Genomic DNA, 16,337 nt, shown 5'->3' on the forward strand with positions numbered 1-16,337 from the left:
CATCCGCCCACACTGCTACCCCAGCGGTCAACCCACGCGAACATCAACCGGCGTGTCACCAACCCGGCCAACCTATGTGGTCACAGCACTAGCGCTGCACCAGCACACCTCCTCCGGCACCGTGCCGGGCATCCCGGGCAAGGTCGACCGCAACGTCACCCTCGGCGGCTACACCCTCGCGCACCTGCTCATCGACGGTGCCGCGCCCGCACCGACCCCGCCGCCCACCGACCATGGCGGCACCTACACCGTGACCGCCGGAGACACCCTCTCCGCGATCGCCGCCAAGTTCGGCACCACCGTGGCCGCCCTCGCCGCGCTCAACAACCTCGCCAACCCCAACCTCATCCACCCCGGCCAAGTCCTCACCCTGCCGGGCGTTATCGCCGGACCCAAGCGCTACCAGATCCGCCCCGGCGACACCCTCTCCCGCATCGCCACCCAGCACGGCACCACCACGGCCGCCCTCGCCTCGCTCAACGGCATCGCCAACCCCAACCGAATCCGAGCAGGCGCATGGCTGTCCCTGCCGTAGACCCGCTGGGCTCCCTACTCCTGCTGGCCATCGTCTTCGGCTGGCTGACCTGGAAAGCCGCCTGCGGCTTCGTCCGACTCTACGACTACCTCAACGACCTGCCACCCCGAGAAGAGAAGAGAACACCTGTGTCCCGTCACCCGCTGCGCATCGCCGCGTCCGTCGTCGGCGCCCTGTCCGCCGTCGTGTCCGGCCTGGTCGGCTCCGGCCTGTTCACCGCCGACCAGGGCAACGCCGCTACCGGCCTCATCACCGCCCTGCTCACCCTGCTTGCCGCGTTCGGCGTGGCCATCTCCACCGAGAAGAAGGTCACTCCGCTGGTCGACCCGCGCGACCAGGACGGACAGCCGCTGAGCCCGGCACCGGCCCCGCAGACCACCAAGCCGCAGGACTGGGGCACCTTCGGTGCCTGACAAGCCAGCCGAACCGGTCGCGCTCGACCCGGATTCCGTGCTGACACCGGCCGAACTCGCCCGGGCGCACGAGGCCGCAGCCGACGCACCACCGTTCACCGACGACCAGCGCGACCACCTGCGCAACATCTTCGGCCCCGCCGTCCGGCGCCTGCGCCAGTCCGCCATCTCCTAGACGACATTAAGGCCCCGGCGCTCGTTTCGAGCGCCGGGGCCTTTTCGTCGTTGACCGATCAGGCTGCCGTATCGTCCTGTGGTAGAGGAGCAGGTTTGCCCAGCCACGACAACGTGATTAGCGTGGGGTCGAACCCGCGCCGCCCTTTCCCCGCCGGTAGCAGTCTCGGACGCACGATCGCACGCAGAACTTCCCGCCGCTGAACGAGCGACAGGGTTTGCCATACCTCCGGCGCACGCGAACCGATCAAGTCGCTAACCAGCGGACTGACCGCAGCTTGCTTAGCGCGCGTTTCTGCCGCTTCGATCCGAGGAAGCAACTTCGCCTCGATCCGCGCCAACCGTTCCGGAGTCAATTCCCCGTCAGCGGCCTTATCTGCGAATCCGTTCAAGCGTGCCCGTAGGACTTTCGCGTCCTCGATCGCAGCCGAGACGTCCTCGGCTTGTTCTTCATAGCGAAACAGTTCTGCGGCACTGTCAGAGGATAGCCGCCGCAAGACAGCCTCGACCACAACGGAGTCCGTTTTCTGCATCGCCCGGCTGACATGCCCAACCTTGCACTGATAGACCTTCCTGTCGAGCTTCCCACTAGTGGTCACCGGGTCGTTGCACACATCGCAGACCAGAATGCCGCCAAGCAGATACTTGACTCGGCTTCCGTCGCGGACCGAACGACGAGAAGGGTCGGATAGTTTCGCCACAACATTGTAGTGGGTCTCCTTATCGATGACGGCAGGCCATTTACCGTCGCCGAGTACCTCCTTGCGAAAGACGCGCAAGCCTGCCACTGCGGGATTCGTTGCAACGTTGTAGACCTTCGCGCAATTCCACCGACCAGGGAACGGATGGGGCCACTGGCTGCGATTCATCAACTTGGCCACCTGGGACGGCGACTCCTCGCGTAAGTAATCGAGAGCCAGAGTAACCGCTTCCGCTTTCTCCGCTGAAAGCGTCTCATTGAAGCGCGCCCAACTGATCTCATCAGTGGACAACGAGTACAGCTTACGCACGTGACCCGCATGCCACGCGAGCCCCCGTGGAGCAACAATGCCGCGCCGATTCAAATCCGCCGCAATCAGGGAGGTACTTCCCGTCTCGAGAACGCGAGCCACGATCTCCTCGACGATGGGCCGTGCTTCCTCGTCGATCTCGCGACCCGCTTCACCGGTGTGCGGATCATAAAAGAGGCGATAGCCGTAAGGCACAGGGCCTGCCCACAAACCGGTATGAGCACGACTGGTGACGCCTCGCCGGACGCGCTTGCGCAGCTTCTCCGACTCGCGCTCGGCATCCATCGCGTCTTCGGCGGTGTCGATACGATCGTCGGGGTCGTCCATGTCGTACAGCCGATCGTCGTAGGCCCAGAAGCCACCGACTTTGACCAGAAGGCGCCGCAGCCTGACGAACGTGTCCAGCTCGCGCTGAGCACGACTGTTCTCCCAAGTCCAAAGCGTGTTCGCCGCCCCGGTCTCCAGCAGCCGCAACGCCTCTTCGAAGTTCACCCGCTCCTCAGTCGCGTAGCGAGAGGCCGACAGATCGTTGTCCACCAAGACAGCAACGATCTCCGCATTGGACTCGGCACACCAGCGACGTCCCTGCTCGACCTGCGACCCGACCGAAATCTTGCGCCCTTTGCCATCCTTCGACGCCCGCGCATAGATCACCACCCGCAGAGGCGCAGCCACTCGATCCCGCAGCCGACTGTTCAACGCCCTGCTCACCTGACCACTCCCCGCCGATTGACCCGGATACGCGCACGAGTTCGGAACCCGTCCTGCCGGTCGATCATAGACACAAAAGTCCAGGTCAACGGGGGTTTACCGACCGTGCGAGAGACACCGACCCTGTCGAGGACACCCCGACCGCGCCGAGAAAGACCCGACTCGTTATGCAGTGAGAGCAAGACCAGTGGATTGCCGGACCCTGCCCCCTTGTTCATGCAGTAGCTCATGGCAAACAACGTAAGTTGCAACGCAGCCGGGAGTACCTTGACAAAGCGATCTCCGCCGTGTTCTGGCTTCGGATCGGGGTGGGGCGGGGGGTGTGGGTGGTGGCTGGGTGGGGGGCCGGCTGCACGTTCGCAGCCCCGGGGCGATTGTGCTGTTTGGTGTGAGTCGCTCGGCTGGGTGAGCCGCCCGGTCGGGTGGTGACGCCACTTCACGCGCGTGGCTCGGCTGGCCGAGTCGCACAATCCGGGTGGTGGCGCCACTTCACGCCCATGGCTCGGCTAGTTGAGCCGCACAACCCGATTAGTGACCCCACTTCACGCGTGGCCGCTCGGCTGGGTGAGCCGCACGGTCCCGGTGGGGGCACCACTTCGCGCGCGTGGCTCGGCTGGCCGAGTCGCGTGCCTCGGGCAGCTGCGCCACGTCGCGAGGGCTCGGCTAAGCAAATCACCCGCGCCGGGCGGCTGCGCCACTCCACGCACGTAACCCGGCTGGGCACACCTCAGGTGGCTGCGCCACCCCGCGCCGGGCGGCTGCGCCACTCCGCACAAGCGGGCGGCTGCGCACTTCGGCGCGAGCTACCCGGCCGCACTCCTCACCAGCGCCACCCGGCCGCCTGCTCGGGTGAGGTGTCACCCGAGCAGGCGGTGCCGGTCAGGCGCCCACGTAGTCCGCCAGGTGTTCGGCGGTGAGGGTCGAGCGCTTCGCCACCAGATCGGCCGGGGTGCCTTCGAAGACGACCTTGCCGCCGTCGTGGCCGGCGCCGGGGCCCAGGTCGATGATCCAGTCGGCGTGGGCCATCACGGCCTGGTGGTGTTCGATGACGATCACCGACTTGCCGGCGTCGACCAGGCGGTCGAGCAGGCCGAGCAGTTGCTCCACGTCGGCCAGGTGCAGGCCGGTGGTGGGCTCGTCCAGCACGTAGATCCCGCCCTTCTCCCCCATGTGGGTGGCCAGCTTGAGCCGCTGGCGCTCACCGCCGGAGAGCGTGGTGAGGGGCTGGCCGAGCTTCAGGTAACCCAGGCCGACGTCGGCGAGCCTGCCGAGGATGGTGTGGGCGGCCGGGGTGCGGGCCTCGCCCTCGCCGAAGAAGGACTCCGCTTCGGCCACCGACATCGCCAGCACCTCGCTGATGTCGCGCCCGCCGAACTTCAGTTCCAGCACCGCGGCCTGGAACCGCTTGCCCTCGCACTGCTCGCACGGCGTGGCGACCCCGGCCATCAGGCCCAGGTCGGTGTAGATGACCCCGTTGCCGTTGCAGGTGGGGCAGGCGCCCTCGGAGTTGGCGCTGAACAAGGCCGGCTTCACCCCGTTGGCCTTGGCGAACGCCTTGCGGATCGGCTCCAGCAGGCCGGTGTAGGTGGCCGGGTTGCTGCGCCGCGAACCGCGGATCGCGCCCTGGTCGACCGAGACCACCCCGGCCGAGGCCGGCACCGAGCCGTGGATCAGCGAACTCTTGCCGGACCCGGCGACGCCGGTGATGGCGACCAGCACGCCGAGCGGGATGTCGACGTCGACGTCGCGCAGGTTGTGCTTGTCCGCACCGCGGATCTCCAGTGCCCCGGACGGCGTGCGCACCTCCGGCTTCAGCTTGGCCCGGTCGTCGAGGTGGCGGCCGGTGAGCGTGCCGCTGGCCCGCAGCCCCTCGATGGTGCCTTCGAAGCAGATGGTGCCGCCCTCGGAACCCGCGCCGGGGCCGAGGTCGACCACGTGGTCGGCGATCGCGATGGCCTCCGGCTTGTGCTCGACCACCAGCACCGTGTTGCCCTTGTCCCGCAGTTGCAGCAGCAGGTTGTTCATCCGCTGGATGTCGTGCGGGTGCAGGCCGATGGTGGGCTCGTCGAAGACGTAGGTGACGTCGGTCAGCGAGGAACCGAGGTGGCGGATCATCTTGGTGCGCTGCGCCTCACCCCCGGACAGCGTGCCCGACGGCCGGTCCAGCGAGAGGTAACCGAGCCCGATCTCGACGAAGGAGTCCAGGGTGTGCCGCAGGGTGGCCAGCAGCGGCGCCACCGACGGCTCCTCGATCCCGCTGACCCACTCGGCGAGGTCGCTGATCTGCATCGCGCAGGCGTCGGCGATGCTCTTGCCCTTGATCTTCGACGACCTGGCGGCCTCGGTGAGCCGGGTCCCGTCGCACTCCGGGCAGGTGGTGAAGGTGACCGCGCGGTCGACGAAGGCCCGGATGTGCGGCTGCATCGCCTCGCGGTCCTTCGACAGGAACGACTTCTGGATCTTCGGGATCAGCCCCTCGTAGGTCAGGTTGATGCCGTTGACCTTGATCTTGATCGGCTCGTGGTAGAGGAAGTCCCGCAGTTCCTTCTTGGTGTACTTCCGGATCGGCTTGTCCGGATCCACCAGGCCGGACTGGGCGTAGGTCTGCACCGTCCACTGGCTGTCCGACTTCCAGCCGGGAATGGTGAACGCGCCCTCCGACAGCGACTTCGAGTCGTCGTAGAGCTGGGTGAGGTCGATGTCGGAGACGTTGCCGCGGCCCTCGCACCGCGGGCACATGCCGCCGACGATGTTGAAGTCCCGCCGCTCCTTGGTGGTCCGCCCGCCCTTCTCGAAGGTCACCGCGCCCGCACCGCTGATCGAGGCGACGTTGAAGGAGAACGCCTGCGGTGAGCCGATGTGGGGCTTGCCGAGCCTGCTGAACAGGATGCGCAGCAGCGCGTTGGCGTCGGTGGCGGTGCCCACGGTCGACCGCGGGTTGGCGCCCATCCGCTCCTGGTCGACGATGATCGCCGTGGTCAGCCCGTCCAGCACGTCGACCTCGGGGCGCGCCAGCGTCGGCATGAAGCCCTGCACGAACGCGCTGTAGGTCTCGTTGATCAGCCGCTGCGACTCCGCCGCGACCGTGCCGAACACCAGCGAACTCTTGCCCGAGCCGGAGACCCCGGTGAACACGGTCAGCCGGCGCTTCGGGATCTCCAGGCTGACGTCCTTGAGGTTGTTCACGCGCGCGCCGTGCACGCGGATCCGGTCGTGGCTGTCCGCGGGGTGGGGCTCCGGCGCCTTGGTGCCCGCCCTCTTGGCCTTGCTCATCTTCTCTCCATCGGTTTCCTCGGAGCGCGGGTGTGCCGTCGCCCGCCGGCGGTCACGTTAGGTGGTGTTCGCGGCCGCGTGCTTCTCGATTCCTGATCGGTCCGGTCACAGCCGCTCGTAGTCGAGCTCGAGGAAGTCCTCGACCTCGGGCACCCAGCGCTCGGCGACGAAGGCGGTGTGCACGGGGTGCTCGTTGTAGGCGGTGTAGGCGGCCTGGTCGGCGAACTCCATCGAGAAGCCGAACCGGAAGTCGTTCTTGGCGCTGGTCTGCCGCAGCTGCTCGAAGCGCTGCACGCCGGGGATATCGGCGAGGGCGAGCGCGGCGTCGAGGAACTCGCGCTCCTCGGCCGAGCCGGGAGCGTGACGGAGCCGGAAGGAGACGGTGTGGCGGATCATGGGGCAACCTTAACCTCGGCCACCGACAGTCCGGCGCAAACCGGAAGAGGTCGCGGCCGGGGTCCGGCCTACCGTCGGGTCATGCGACTGCTGATCGCCCCCTCGGGTCCCGAGCTGGCCGAACCCGACGACTGCACCCGCTTCCACGTCGAGATCAGCGCGGACCTCGGCGGCGACCGGCTCCGCACCCAGCTCGCCGAACACGGCCTCGGCAGGCCCGGCGACGACGGGGACCACGTGTTCGTCGCCGTCGAAGCGCTGCGGGCGCTGGCCGCGGACCGCACCTCCGCCGACTGGGGCACCCGGTTCGACGGCATGCTCTCCTACGCCGCGTCGAAGGGCTGGCTGGACGAGTCCGGCACGCACGTCCGCGCCCACGTCGAACGGTCCTGAGCGGGTGCGAAGGCGCTCTCGCACCCGGACGCCTCGAAAGGCGCTCAGCTCAGGAACTCGAGGATCCGCCGGTTGACCTGGTCGGGCGCTTCGAGGAATCGGCTGGGTGGGAGTTGTCCCGGTAGCGCCGAGTCCCGCACGCGGGCTGACCGGCGAGCGCAGGGCGTCCTCCCCGGCCTGCCGGTCCACAGTGGAGTCGAAACCCGGTACGGGGCCGCTCCGGTGCTGCCGGAGCCAGCCGTGGGCGAAGTCGATGCCGACGGCGGTGACGCACTCGGTTTCCATGAGTCTCCTCGAATTGGAACGAACGTTCCAACCGGTACGGTGAGGAGATGAACGCCACCACACGCCGTCGGGCGGACGCGGGTCCCGGCACCCGTGACCGGCTGGTCCACACGACTTCACGGCTGATGCAGCGGCAGGGCTACGAAGCGACCGGCATCAAGCAGATCTCCCGGGAGGCCGGCGTCGCGCTCAGCTCGGTCTACCACTTCTTCCCCGACGGCAAGCACGAACTGGCCGCCGAGGCGGTCCGCCACGCCGATCACGAGTTCGCCGTCATGCTGCGGGAAGCGCTGGCGAGCGAGGACGACCCCGGCGAGGCGATCATCGCCTGCACCCGGCTGCTGGCCACCTCCCTGCGCGAGTCGGACTGGCTCGACGGCTGCCCGATCACCGCCACCGCGCTGGAGACCTCCGGCAAGGTCCCCGAGATCCAGCAGGCCGTCCGCGAAGCCTTCGAGCACTGGCGGGGCCTGGTCACCGACAAGCTCCGCGGCGCGGGCATCGGCGAGGACGAGGTGGCCGGCCTCGCGCACACCGTGATCAACACCCTCGAAGGCGCCGAACTCGACGCGCAGGTGTCCCACAGCGAAGAGCCCCTGCTGGTCGCCGGGCGGCACCTGGCCAGGCTGATCGGCTCCTACCGGTCCTGACCGAGCCGCTCGACGACCTCGGCCAGTCCGGCCCACGCCAGTCCGGTGTCCTCGGAACGGCGGTGCGGTGCCCGGAACCAGGCGGTGTAGATCGCCAGCTCGTCGAGGTCCCAGCGCAGGCGGTAGCACGCCAGCGCGGCCGGGTCCGGCCGGTGCCCGGTCAACTCCGCGTACCGCGTCAACTCGGCCTCGGTGGCGAAGGCGAAGTCGCGTTCACGCACGGCGAGGCCGACGGTGTCCCAGTCGAGCAGCAGCCGCTCCTCCCCCACCCGCAGCACGTTGCCGGGGTGCGGCTCGCCGTGGGTGACCACCCGGTCCGGGCTCAACCCGGCGATCCGGCGGTCGAACTCCGCCAGCCGACGCCGCAGCCCGGTCCGGTGCGCGGCCAGCAGCTCCCTGGCCGGTTCGGCGTACGGACCGCCCGTCCATCCGCCGTCCAGGTCCGCCAGGGACGCCGTCAGCTCCGTGCGCAGGGCCAGGTCCGGGTCGAGCACCGGCACGCGGCCGGGCGGGTCGGCGGCGTGCAGTTCGGCGAGCAGGTCGACCACCGAGCCGGCCGGTGCGTCCCCGAAGTCGCCGGAAACCCCGTCCAGGTGGGGGAAGACGCTGACGGCGAACCGGTCCCCCACCGGCCGGAGCACCGCACCGGCCGCCGCCGGCACCGGGGCCACCACAAAATCCAGCCCGCGTTCCGCCCGCAGGCGCCACGCGGTGTCCATCGCCCGCGCCAGCCCCCGCCCGGCCGCGGCCACCCCGAGTCCACAGTGGACTTTGTTGGCCAGGTCGGCCAGCGTGACGAACCAGCGGCGCCCGTCCGCCCCGGTGGCGGTCCAGTGGTGGTCACCGAAGCCGACCGCCGCGTATTCCAGCACCACGGCATCGATGTCCCAATCGCGCAGAGCCGCCCGGAGTTCCGGTTCGCCGATTTCGTCCGGTTGTTCCTTCATGCCGCGAAGCTAACCCGTCCGGTGTGCGCGGCCCAGCGATTTCCGCGGTGGCCGGGTACGGTTTTCCCGGGAAGGAGCGAACATGCCGGAACTGCTCGCCGCCGGGGGCTGGGGTCTGCTGGCCGGTTCGGCGCTGCTGCTCGGGGCGCTGCTCGGCTACCTGGTCCGGATTCCGGCCGGGCTGGTCGCCGCGGTGATGGCCTTCGGCAGCGGCGTGCTGCTCTCGGCGGTCTCCTTCGAACTGATCGCCGAAGCCCACGAACAGGGCGGCCTGCTGCCCACCGCGGCGGGCGCGCTGGGCGGTGCGGTGGTCTACACCCTGGCGAACGTGGTGCTGGCGCGCCGCGGCGCCCGGCACCGCAAGCGCTCCGGTGACCAGCAGCCCAGCGAAGCCGAGCAGTCCGGTTCGGGCACCGCGATCGCGCTGGGCGCGCTGCTCGACGGCATCCCGGAATCGATGGTGATCGGCACCAGCCTGCTCGGCGGCGGCTCGGTCAGCGCGGTCACGGTGATCGCGGTGTTCATCAGCAACGTTCCGGAAGGACTGTCCAGCGCCTCGGGCATGCGCCGCGCCGGGCGCGGTCCCCGGTACGTCTTCGCCTTGTGGGGCGGGATCGCGGTGCTCAGCGCGGTGGCTTCGATGCTGGGTTACGGCCTGCTGGGCGGGGTGCCCGGCGGGGTGCTGGCCGCGATCACCGCGCTGGCGGGCGGCGCCATCCTGGCGATGATCGCCGACACGATGATCCCGGAGGCGTTCGAGAACGCGCACCTGTGGATCGGCCTGATCACCGTGGCGGGCTTCCTCACCGCGTTCGCCGTCTCGCACTTGTGAGTTCCCGCCACGGTGATCAGGCGGGTTCGGCGCTCAGCCGCTGCCCGTCCTCGTCGATTTAGAGGGTGCGCACCGGCAGCCGGACGCGTGCCGCAGGGCGTGGACACCGGGGGCCACCTCGACGAAGGCGCCGAACGACACCTCCTTCCGCGTCATCCCCGGGAAACGGGAGGAACGCGCGGAGGCGGGCCCCTGGCCCGCCGGGCATCACGGCGTGGCTGGGACCCTGTTCCGCTCTTGGCGCGAGGCTGACCCGGTAGTCACGCGGGGAGCGCAGCAACCACGGACCCGCGCCGCCCGATCGTCCACTTCGGATAATTGCGGTGCCGAAATGAATTCCGCGGCCGCGAATCGCGAGCACACCGCGTGACCCCCATTCATCGCATTGTGCCCGGATACGCGGAGCTATCCCGATCATGGATTTCCCGCACATTATCCCTCGATCAGGTATTTCGCATTTTTCACTCGGACGGCCCAAGCTGGAAAAAGCAGCGCACCCGCCCTGGTCCCGTTGCCGACGGGGTACTAACATCCCTTCCCTGTCCGCCACCGGCGCCCGGCCGGTCCGGAATTCCCGCACAACGGCACGGCCCGCGCCGCGAAACAAAACGGCGGGCCGGAAAAGAGAACCACCAAGTCCGGGTGAAATCCGGAACCGCCACGAACGACGAGGACCTGAGCTATGCCGGAACAGCTGCCCGTTCGTCTTCGCGTGGAGCGGGGCCCGCTCGGCCAGGCCGTGCTCGCCGCGCTGGCCACCGCCGTCGTGGTGACCGGGCTGTGGCTGTGGGTGGTGCTGTCCACGGCCGCGGGCGACCGCGGGCCGGTGCTCGCGGCCGCGGTGTTCACCGGCGTGCTGCTCTGCGCCGCCGCCTTCGCCGCGGTGCAGCTCAACGGGGAGGCCCGGCGAGCGCGCGACACCGTCGACGCCCACGAGGCCGAGCTGACCAAGCTGGTCGAGCACACGCTGCCCGCGGCGGTGGCGATGCTGCGCGACGGCGCCTCGGCGGACACCGTGTTCGCCGAGGTCCCCCGTCCCCCTGGGGAGAACCACGCGCGGCTGCTGCGCGCGACGGTCTGGGAGATCAGCGTGGGCGAACGCCGCCGGGCCGCGGCCACCGCCGCCTGCGCCAACGCCGCCGGCCGGGTGCAGGCACTGGCCACCGGCATGCTGGCCAACCTCCGGGAACTGCAGAACCGCGCCACCGAGGACTTCCTCGGCGACCTGATGGCGCTGGACCACAGCACCGCGCAGACCGGCAGGCTGGCCGACAGCATCGCGGTGCTCACCGGCGCCCGCTCCGGCCGCCGCTGGACCAAGCCGATCGTGCTGGAGAGCGTGCTGCGCGGGGCGATGGGGCGGGTCGGGGCGTACCAGCGCATCCGGGTGCATTCGACCAGCGGCGCGGCGGTCGCGGGGTACGCCGCCGAGGACGTGATGCACGCGCTGGCCGAGCTGATGGACAACGGCACCCGGTTCTCCGCGCCGTCCGAAGAGGTGCACGTCTACGTCGAGGACCTGCACAACGGCGTGGTGGTGACCATCGAGGACGGCGGCCTCGGCATGAAGCCGCAGGCGCTGCTGCGGGCCGAGGCGACGGTGTCGGCCACCCAGCCGCTGGACCTGACCACGCTCACCGGCACCCGGCTCGGCCTGGCCGTGGTCGGCTGCCTGGCGCGCAAGCACGAACTGCACGTGTTCTTCCGCCCGTCCTCACGCGGGGGCACCGGCGTGGTGCTGCGCATCCCGCCCCAGCTGATCACCCAGGTGCGCCCGGACCCGGTCGAGCTGACCCCGCGGCACCTGGCCTCGCGCGAGCTGCCGCAGCCGGCGACCGTCGGCGCGCCCGCGCTCGAGCCGGACGAGGGCGCCGGGCTGCCCAAACGGCCACGCGGGCAGACGCTGGCCGCCTCGCGGCCCTCCCCCGCACCACCGGCCGACACCCCGCGGCCGCGCACCGACTCCGGTTCTCGGTTCGGCGCCTACCAGGCGGGCCGCGCGCGCAAACCGGACACCGACCGGTGAACCCACGTCAACCGGCACAGACGAGCGGAGAGGAGCGCGGGCGTTCGCGCCCCGGCACTCGATGAACACGACTGATCCGAGCCTCGAGTGGCTGCTGGAGAACCTGGTGCGGAACACCCCCGGCGCCCGCCACGCGCTGGTGCTGTCCAAGGACGGCCTCAAGCTCTGCCACACCCCCGCACTGGGCGCGGACCAGGCCGACCAGCTGGCCGCGATCGCCGCCGGGGTGCAGTCGCTGTGCTACGGCGCCTCGGTGGAGTTCGGCGACGGCACCGGCGGGGTGCGCAACTCGATGACCGAGTTCCACGGCGGCCTGCTGTTCATCGTCGACGCCGGGGAGGGCGCGCACCTGGCGGTGATCGCCGGTGAGGACGCCGACGTCGGCCTGATCGGGCACAACATGGACGAGCTGGTCGAGCAGATCGGCGCGTACCTGACCGCACCGCCCCGGCAGGCGCGGCCCAGCGCGCTGACATGAGCCGCGGACCGCTCGAGGACGAGGACCCGGACCGGCTCTACACCGTCACCGGCGGGCGCAGCCGGGCCGGGGAGGCCGGCCTCGACCTGGTCACGCTGGTCGTCAGCGAAACCGAGCCGTCGGCGGGCATGCAGTCCGAGCACGTGCGGATCCTGCAGCTGGGCCGCCACCCCACCTCGGTGGTCGAACTGGCCGCCGAACTCGGCCTGCCGGTCAGCGTGGTCCGCATCCTGGTGGCCGACCTGCTGCGGGACGGCCGCGTCTCCGCCCGCCACCCGTCCCCGGTCGGTCCCGGGACCGATCTGCCCGAGCTGGAATTCCTGAAGAAGGTGCTCGTTGGACTCCGCAACCTCTGAGGCGGCCGCCGGACCGCCCACCCGCGCTCCGCTGCGCGGGTCCGCCGCCCACGGGCTGAAGGTCGTCGTGGTCGGCGGCTTCGGCGTCGGCAAGACCACGATGGTCCGCTCGGTCAGCGAGATCCGCCCGCTGAGCACCGAGGAGACGATGACGCAGGCCGGGGCGGGCGTGGACGTCAACGCCGGGGTGCACCGCAAGACCACCACCACGGTGGCCTTCGACTTCGGCCGGATCAGCCTGGACGAGCAACTGGTGCTCTACCTGTTCGGTGCGCCGGGCCAGGAGCGGTTCTGGTTCCTGTGGGACCGGCTGTTCTCCGGCACGCTCGGCGCGGTGGTGCTGGTGGACACCCGGCGGCTGGCGGACTCCTGGTACGCCATCGACCGCCTGGAGCACCACGGCACGCCGTTCATCGTGGCGCGCAACAACTTCGGCCCGCCCGCGCACGGACTCGACGCCGTGCGCGAGGCGCTGTCCCTGCCCGAGGAGGTCCCGCTGATCGACTGCGACGCACGGCGCCGCGGCTCGTCGAAACAGGTGCTGATCTCCCTCGTCGACCACCTGTACGCCCTGTCAGCCGCCCGGGAGACCGCACCATGACCGAGTTCCGCCACACCGCCGACCCCACCTGGCCGGCGGAACGGGTCCGGCTCTACGGGCCCGAGTTCAACACCGATCCGGGCGCGCTCTACGCCGCCATCCGCGAGGAGTTCGGGCCGGTGGCCCCGATCCTGCTCGACGGCGACATCCCGGCGTGGTTCGTCTCCGGCTACCGCGAGATGCACCGGATCACCAGCGACGCGCAGTTGTTCGCCAGGGACACGCGCCGCTGGAACGAATGGGAGCGCGTGCCTGCCGACTGGCCGCTGCTGCCGTACGTGGCGCACAACCCGTCGGTGATGTTCACCGAGGGCGCCGAGCACCGGCGGCGGGCGGGCGCGATCAGCGACGCGCTCGCCGCGGTGGACCAGTTCGAACTGGGCACGCACTGCGAGCGGATCGCCGACCGGCTGGTCGACGCCTTCGCCGGCAGCGGTGAGGCGGACCTGGTGGCGCAGTACGCGGTGCGCATCCCGCTGCTGGCGGTGGCGAAGGTGTACGGCATGCCGGAGGCGGAGACCCCGGCGCTGGTGCGGGACGTGGCGATCTCGCTGGACGTCGGGCCGGACGCGATGAACGCGCACCTGCGGGTCCAGTCGGCGATGCGGGCGCTGGTGGCGCACAAGCGGGACTTCCCCGGCACGGACGTCCCGTCGCAGCTGCTGCGGGCGGGGCTGGCCGAGGAGGAGATCGTGCAGGACCTGCTGGTGGTCACCGCGGCGGCGCAGCAGCCGACGGCGAACTGGATCGGCAACACGCTGCGCCTGATGCTGACCGACCTGCGGTTCGCGATGACGCTGTCCGGCGGGCGCGGCAGCGTCGGGCAGGCGCTGAACGAGGTGCTGTGGCACGACACGCCGACGCAGAACTTCATCGGCCGCTTCGCCACCAGGGACACCCAGCTGGGCGGGCGGCGGGTGCGCGCGGGCGACCTGCTGGTGATGGGGCTGGCCGCGGCGAACTCGGACCCGCTGGTGCGCCCGGCGGGGGACGCGCCCGGTTCGCTGGGCAACCACGCGCACCTGTCGTTCGGCCACGGCGAGCACGGCTGCCCGTACCCGGCGCCGGAGGTGGCCGAGGTGATCGCCAGGACCACCATCGAGGTGCTGCTGGACCGGCTGCCGGACCTCGCGCTGGCGGTGCCCGCCGAAGCGCTGGTGTGGCGGCCGTCGGTGTGGATGCGCGGGCTGGAGAGCCTGCCCGTCACCTTCACCCCGACCCACGTGCCGGGTGAGCTGGGCCCGGCCACCACCGGCGCCTGGTGACCGGCCTTCTCCGCCCGGCGCGGGGCGGAGAAGGCCGGTCCTAGCTCCGCGGGCTGAACCGCACCGGGAGCGAGGCCGGGCCCCTGGTGAAGACGCCGGTCTCGGCCGGGGTGAAGTCATCGGCGAACCGCAGGTCCGGCAGGGCGTCCAGCAACTGGTTCACCCCGACCTCGACCTCGGTCTTCGCCAGCAGGGCACCGACGCAGAAGTGGCGGCCCAGCGCGAAGGAAACGTGGCCGGCCGCGGCGGAGAAGGCGGTCTGGACCGGCAGGTCTTCGCGGAAGATGTCGAAGCGGTCCGGTTCGGCGAACCGGCCGGGGTCGCGGTTCGCGGCGCCGATCAGGCAGGTCACCGTGCTGCCCGCCGGAATGGTGCCGCCGCCGAGTTCGACGTCCTCGGCGGGCTGGCGCATGATCATGTGCACCGGCGGGGAGTACCGCAGCGTTTCGGCGAAGGCCCGCGGGACCAGGCTCCGGTCCGCCCGCACCGCGGCGAACTGGCCGGGGTGCTCCAGCAGGTTCTTGAAGATGCTGGCGATCGCCTTGTCCGTGGTTTCCCCGCCCGCGGTGAGCAGCAGGCTGCAGAACGCCTTGATGTCCTCGTCGCTCATCTTCGTGCCGTCGACCTCGGCGGTGCACAGGGTGGAGAGCAGGTCGTCACCGGGTTCCCCCCGGCGGCACCGGATGATCGGGATCAGGTACTCGGCGAATTCCTCGCTCGTCCGCATGCCATCGGCGGTGACTTCCGGATCCTGGCTCAGGTTGCCGAGGAAGGCGATGATCGAGGTGTACCACCGGTGGAACCGGTCGTGGTCGGCGCGGTCGAGGCCGAGCATGTCCACGATCACCCCGATCGGGAACCGGCGGGCGAATTCGGCGACCAGATCGGCGGAACCCCGGTCGCGGAACGCGTCGATCAACCGCCGCGCGTTCGCTTCGATGACCGGGCGGAACTTCTGGTCCAGTTCGCTGCCGCGGAAAGCCGGTGCGACCAGCGCCCGGCGCACCGCGTGCTCGCGTCCGCTCAGCTGCAGGATCGTCTTGCCGTGCACCGGTTCCAGCTGCCAGTCGTAGTTGGCCGTGGTGAACACCGGATCCTTGAACGCCCGCGCCACGTCTTCGTACCGCGAAATGAGGTAGCTCTCCGTGGCTTCGTGCCAGATCGGCGGCCGCTGCTCGAGCATGATCCGGTAGGCGGCGTACGGATCCGCGGCGAATTCGGCGGAAAGGATGTCCGGCGCTTCACGTGCGGTGGTCATGAACGCTCCTCGGGTGGGGAGCCAGCCAGGTTAGCCGCTCGGGGGGTGCTGGGGTGAAAACCTGAGCCGAATGCCGTAATCGCGGTTCCTTGCTGACAGATCGATCCAGAAAGGGAAAACCGGCGGCGCCCGTTACCGGATCGGGCTTTCTGGCCCCGGGCCGGTCTGCGAGTGCCGCGCTCCGCTCCCGGACGGCGCCGACGAACTGCGTGGCTGCTGGGAGAAGCAGATGCGGGACGACGAATTCGGCGCCTGCGGAGACCGCTACGGCACCCGGTGGGTGATCAGCGTCGGCTGACCACGTGCCGGGCGATCCCGGCGTCCAGCGGGCTCAGGTCCTCGGGGACCGGCGTGGCCGGGTCCCACCAGCGGAAGTCCAGCGCCTCCTCGCTGACCACCGGACGCGGCCTCACCCCGAAGCGCAGCCGGTAGACCGCCGCGTACTCCCGCCGGACCGGGGCCACCAGGGCGAATCCGGCCACCGCGGCGAACTGCGCCGCGGCGGCCCGGATCCCGGTTTCCTCCGCCAGTTCCCGCAGCGCCGCCTCCTCCGGCGACTCCCCCGGCTCCAGCATCCCGCCCGGCAGTTCCCACGACCGGCGGAACGCGTTGAGCAGCACCAGCACCAGCCCGTCCGATTCGGCCACCACCAGTGCCAGCGGCATCGGGCGCACCCGGAGGTCCCGGTGGAAGCCGAGCAGCGTGTTCCCCGCGGCGTCACGAAGCACAGCGGT

At 70.3% G+C, this 16,337-nt stretch carries 17 protein-coding genes; 11 read left to right on the forward strand and 6 right to left on the reverse strand.

The features are described from left to right. The 3 genes from AC07EG_RS34740 to AC07EG_RS34750 all read left to right on the forward strand — a co-directional run. Positions 1–535, forward strand: a 535-nt coding sequence (locus AC07EG_RS34740) for a LysM peptidoglycan-binding domain-containing protein (RefSeq protein WP_478257494.1), incomplete at its 5' end; no start/stop codon positions are given. Further along, complete coding sequence (locus AC07EG_RS34745) at positions 517–948, forward strand: hypothetical protein (protein ID WP_478257495.1); 432 nt, start codon at positions 517–519, stop codon at positions 946–948. The genes AC07EG_RS34740 and AC07EG_RS34745, both read left to right, overlap by 19 nt. Beyond that, on the forward strand, positions 941–1,123 hold the full coding sequence (locus AC07EG_RS34750; protein ID WP_478257496.1) for a hypothetical protein: 183 nt from the start codon (positions 941–943) through the stop codon (positions 1,121–1,123). The genes AC07EG_RS34745 and AC07EG_RS34750 overlap by 8 nt, the downstream gene beginning before the upstream one ends. Positions 1,124–1,181: 58 nt before the next feature. On the opposite strand, the gene AC07EG_RS34755 is transcribed toward AC07EG_RS34750, so the two are convergent. The 3 genes from AC07EG_RS34755 to AC07EG_RS34765 form a co-directional block, all read right to left on the reverse strand. After that, positions 1,182–2,843, reverse strand: coding sequence for a recombinase family protein (locus AC07EG_RS34755; RefSeq protein WP_478257497.1), 1,662 nt, complete (start codon positions 2,841–2,843; stop codon positions 1,182–1,184). Between the two features lie 879 nt (positions 2,844–3,722). Then, entirely contained in the window at positions 3,723–6,116 is a 2,394-nt protein-coding gene (locus tag AC07EG_RS34760; RefSeq protein ID WP_478257498.1) for an ATP-binding cassette domain-containing protein, read from the reverse strand. A gap of 105 nt (positions 6,117–6,221) precedes the next feature. Continuing rightward, entirely contained in the window at positions 6,222–6,512 is a 291-nt protein-coding gene (locus tag AC07EG_RS34765; protein WP_478257499.1) for a Dabb family protein, read from the reverse strand. Between the two features lie 81 nt (positions 6,513–6,593). Here AC07EG_RS34765 and AC07EG_RS34770 point away from each other — a divergent pair, with 81 nt between their 5' ends. Beyond that, the gene (locus AC07EG_RS34770; RefSeq protein WP_478257500.1) at positions 6,594–6,905 is read left to right on the forward strand and encodes a hypothetical protein; all 312 of its coding nucleotides are present in this window, start codon (positions 6,594–6,596) and stop codon (positions 6,903–6,905) included. Positions 6,906–7,237: 332 nt separating this feature from the next. Then, positions 7,238–7,840, forward strand: coding sequence for a TetR/AcrR family transcriptional regulator (locus AC07EG_RS34775; RefSeq protein ID WP_478257501.1), 603 nt, complete (start codon positions 7,238–7,240; stop codon positions 7,838–7,840). Here the strand turns inward: AC07EG_RS34775 and AC07EG_RS34780 are convergent. Beyond that, positions 7,828–8,787 (reverse strand): phosphotransferase, encoded by a 960-nt coding sequence (locus tag AC07EG_RS34780; protein ID WP_478257502.1) that lies wholly within the window; start codon positions 8,785–8,787, stop codon positions 7,828–7,830. The two genes, AC07EG_RS34775 and AC07EG_RS34780, sit on opposite strands and share 13 nt — an antisense overlap. 82 nt (positions 8,788–8,869) lie before the next feature. Between AC07EG_RS34780 and AC07EG_RS34785 the strand changes: the two genes are divergently transcribed. From AC07EG_RS34785 to AC07EG_RS34810, 6 genes are all read left to right on the forward strand, one after another. Then, complete coding sequence (locus AC07EG_RS34785) at positions 8,870–9,619, forward strand: ZIP family metal transporter (RefSeq protein ID WP_478257503.1); 750 nt, start codon at positions 8,870–8,872, stop codon at positions 9,617–9,619. A gap of 682 nt (positions 9,620–10,301) precedes the next feature. Beyond that, positions 10,302–11,645, forward strand: a complete 1,344-nt coding sequence (locus tag AC07EG_RS34790) for a sensor histidine kinase (RefSeq protein ID WP_478257504.1) — start codon at positions 10,302–10,304, stop codon at positions 11,643–11,645. A 61-nt stretch (positions 11,646–11,706) separates the two neighbouring features. Further along, the gene (locus AC07EG_RS34795; RefSeq protein WP_478257505.1) at positions 11,707–12,123 is read left to right on the forward strand and encodes a roadblock/LC7 domain-containing protein; all 417 of its coding nucleotides are present in this window, start codon (positions 11,707–11,709) and stop codon (positions 12,121–12,123) included. Further along, positions 12,120–12,479, forward strand: a complete 360-nt coding sequence (locus AC07EG_RS34800) for a DUF742 domain-containing protein (protein ID WP_478257506.1) — start codon at positions 12,120–12,122, stop codon at positions 12,477–12,479. Before AC07EG_RS34795 ends, AC07EG_RS34800 begins: the two co-directional genes overlap by 4 nt. Next, positions 12,460–13,080, forward strand: coding sequence for a GTP-binding protein (locus AC07EG_RS34805; RefSeq protein WP_478257507.1), 621 nt, complete (start codon positions 12,460–12,462; stop codon positions 13,078–13,080). Before AC07EG_RS34800 ends, AC07EG_RS34805 begins: the two co-directional genes overlap by 20 nt. Next, positions 13,077–14,345: a cytochrome P450 gene (locus AC07EG_RS34810; RefSeq protein WP_478257508.1), complete on the forward strand. Its 1,269-nt coding sequence runs from the start codon at positions 13,077–13,079 to the stop codon at positions 14,343–14,345. Before AC07EG_RS34805 ends, AC07EG_RS34810 begins: the two co-directional genes overlap by 4 nt. 40 nt (positions 14,346–14,385) lie before the next feature. Here AC07EG_RS34810 and AC07EG_RS34815 read toward each other — a convergent pair whose 3' ends face one another. Then, positions 14,386–15,603: a cytochrome P450 gene (locus tag AC07EG_RS34815; protein ID WP_478257509.1), complete on the reverse strand. Its 1,218-nt coding sequence runs from the start codon at positions 15,601–15,603 to the stop codon at positions 14,386–14,388. Between the two features lie 284 nt (positions 15,604–15,887). Continuing rightward, entirely contained in the window at positions 15,888–16,331 is a 444-nt protein-coding gene (locus AC07EG_RS34820) for an NUDIX hydrolase (RefSeq protein ID WP_478257510.1), read from the reverse strand. Between the last annotated feature and the right edge of the window lie 6 nt (positions 16,332–16,337).

Source organism: Amycolatopsis sp. NPDC045836, assembly GCF_056431745.1.

Bases quoted from the DNA above. Each gene is read 5' to 3' on its own strand.
- AC07EG_RS34790 (WP_478257504.1), top strand. From the start codon at position 10,302: ATGCCGGAACAGCTGCCCGTTCGTCTTCGCGTGGAGCGGGGCCCGCTC.
- AC07EG_RS34770 (WP_478257500.1), top strand. From the start codon at position 6,594: ATGCGACTGCTGATCGCCCCCTCGGGTCCCGAGCTGGCCGAACCCGAC.
- AC07EG_RS34815 (WP_478257509.1), bottom strand. From the start codon at position 15,603: ATGACCACCGCACGTGAAGCGCCGGACATCCTTTCCGCCGAATTCGCC.
- AC07EG_RS34745 (WP_478257495.1), top strand. From the start codon at position 517: ATGGCTGTCCCTGCCGTAGACCCGCTGGGCTCCCTACTCCTGCTGGCC.
- AC07EG_RS34810 (WP_478257508.1), top strand. From the start codon at position 13,077: ATGACCGAGTTCCGCCACACCGCCGACCCCACCTGGCCGGCGGAACGG.
- AC07EG_RS34785 (WP_478257503.1), top strand. From the start codon at position 8,870: ATGCCGGAACTGCTCGCCGCCGGGGGCTGGGGTCTGCTGGCCGGTTCG.
- AC07EG_RS34780 (WP_478257502.1), bottom strand. From the start codon at position 8,787: ATGAAGGAACAACCGGACGAAATCGGCGAACCGGAACTCCGGGCGGCT.
- AC07EG_RS34765 (WP_478257499.1), bottom strand. From the start codon at position 6,512: ATGATCCGCCACACCGTCTCCTTCCGGCTCCGTCACGCTCCCGGCTCG.
- AC07EG_RS34760 (WP_478257498.1), bottom strand. From the start codon at position 6,116: ATGAGCAAGGCCAAGAGGGCGGGCACCAAGGCGCCGGAGCCCCACCCC.
- AC07EG_RS34775 (WP_478257501.1), top strand. From the start codon at position 7,238: ATGAACGCCACCACACGCCGTCGGGCGGACGCGGGTCCCGGCACCCGT.
- AC07EG_RS34800 (WP_478257506.1), top strand. From the start codon at position 12,120: ATGAGCCGCGGACCGCTCGAGGACGAGGACCCGGACCGGCTCTACACC.
- AC07EG_RS34795 (WP_478257505.1), top strand. From the start codon at position 11,707: ATGAACACGACTGATCCGAGCCTCGAGTGGCTGCTGGAGAACCTGGTG.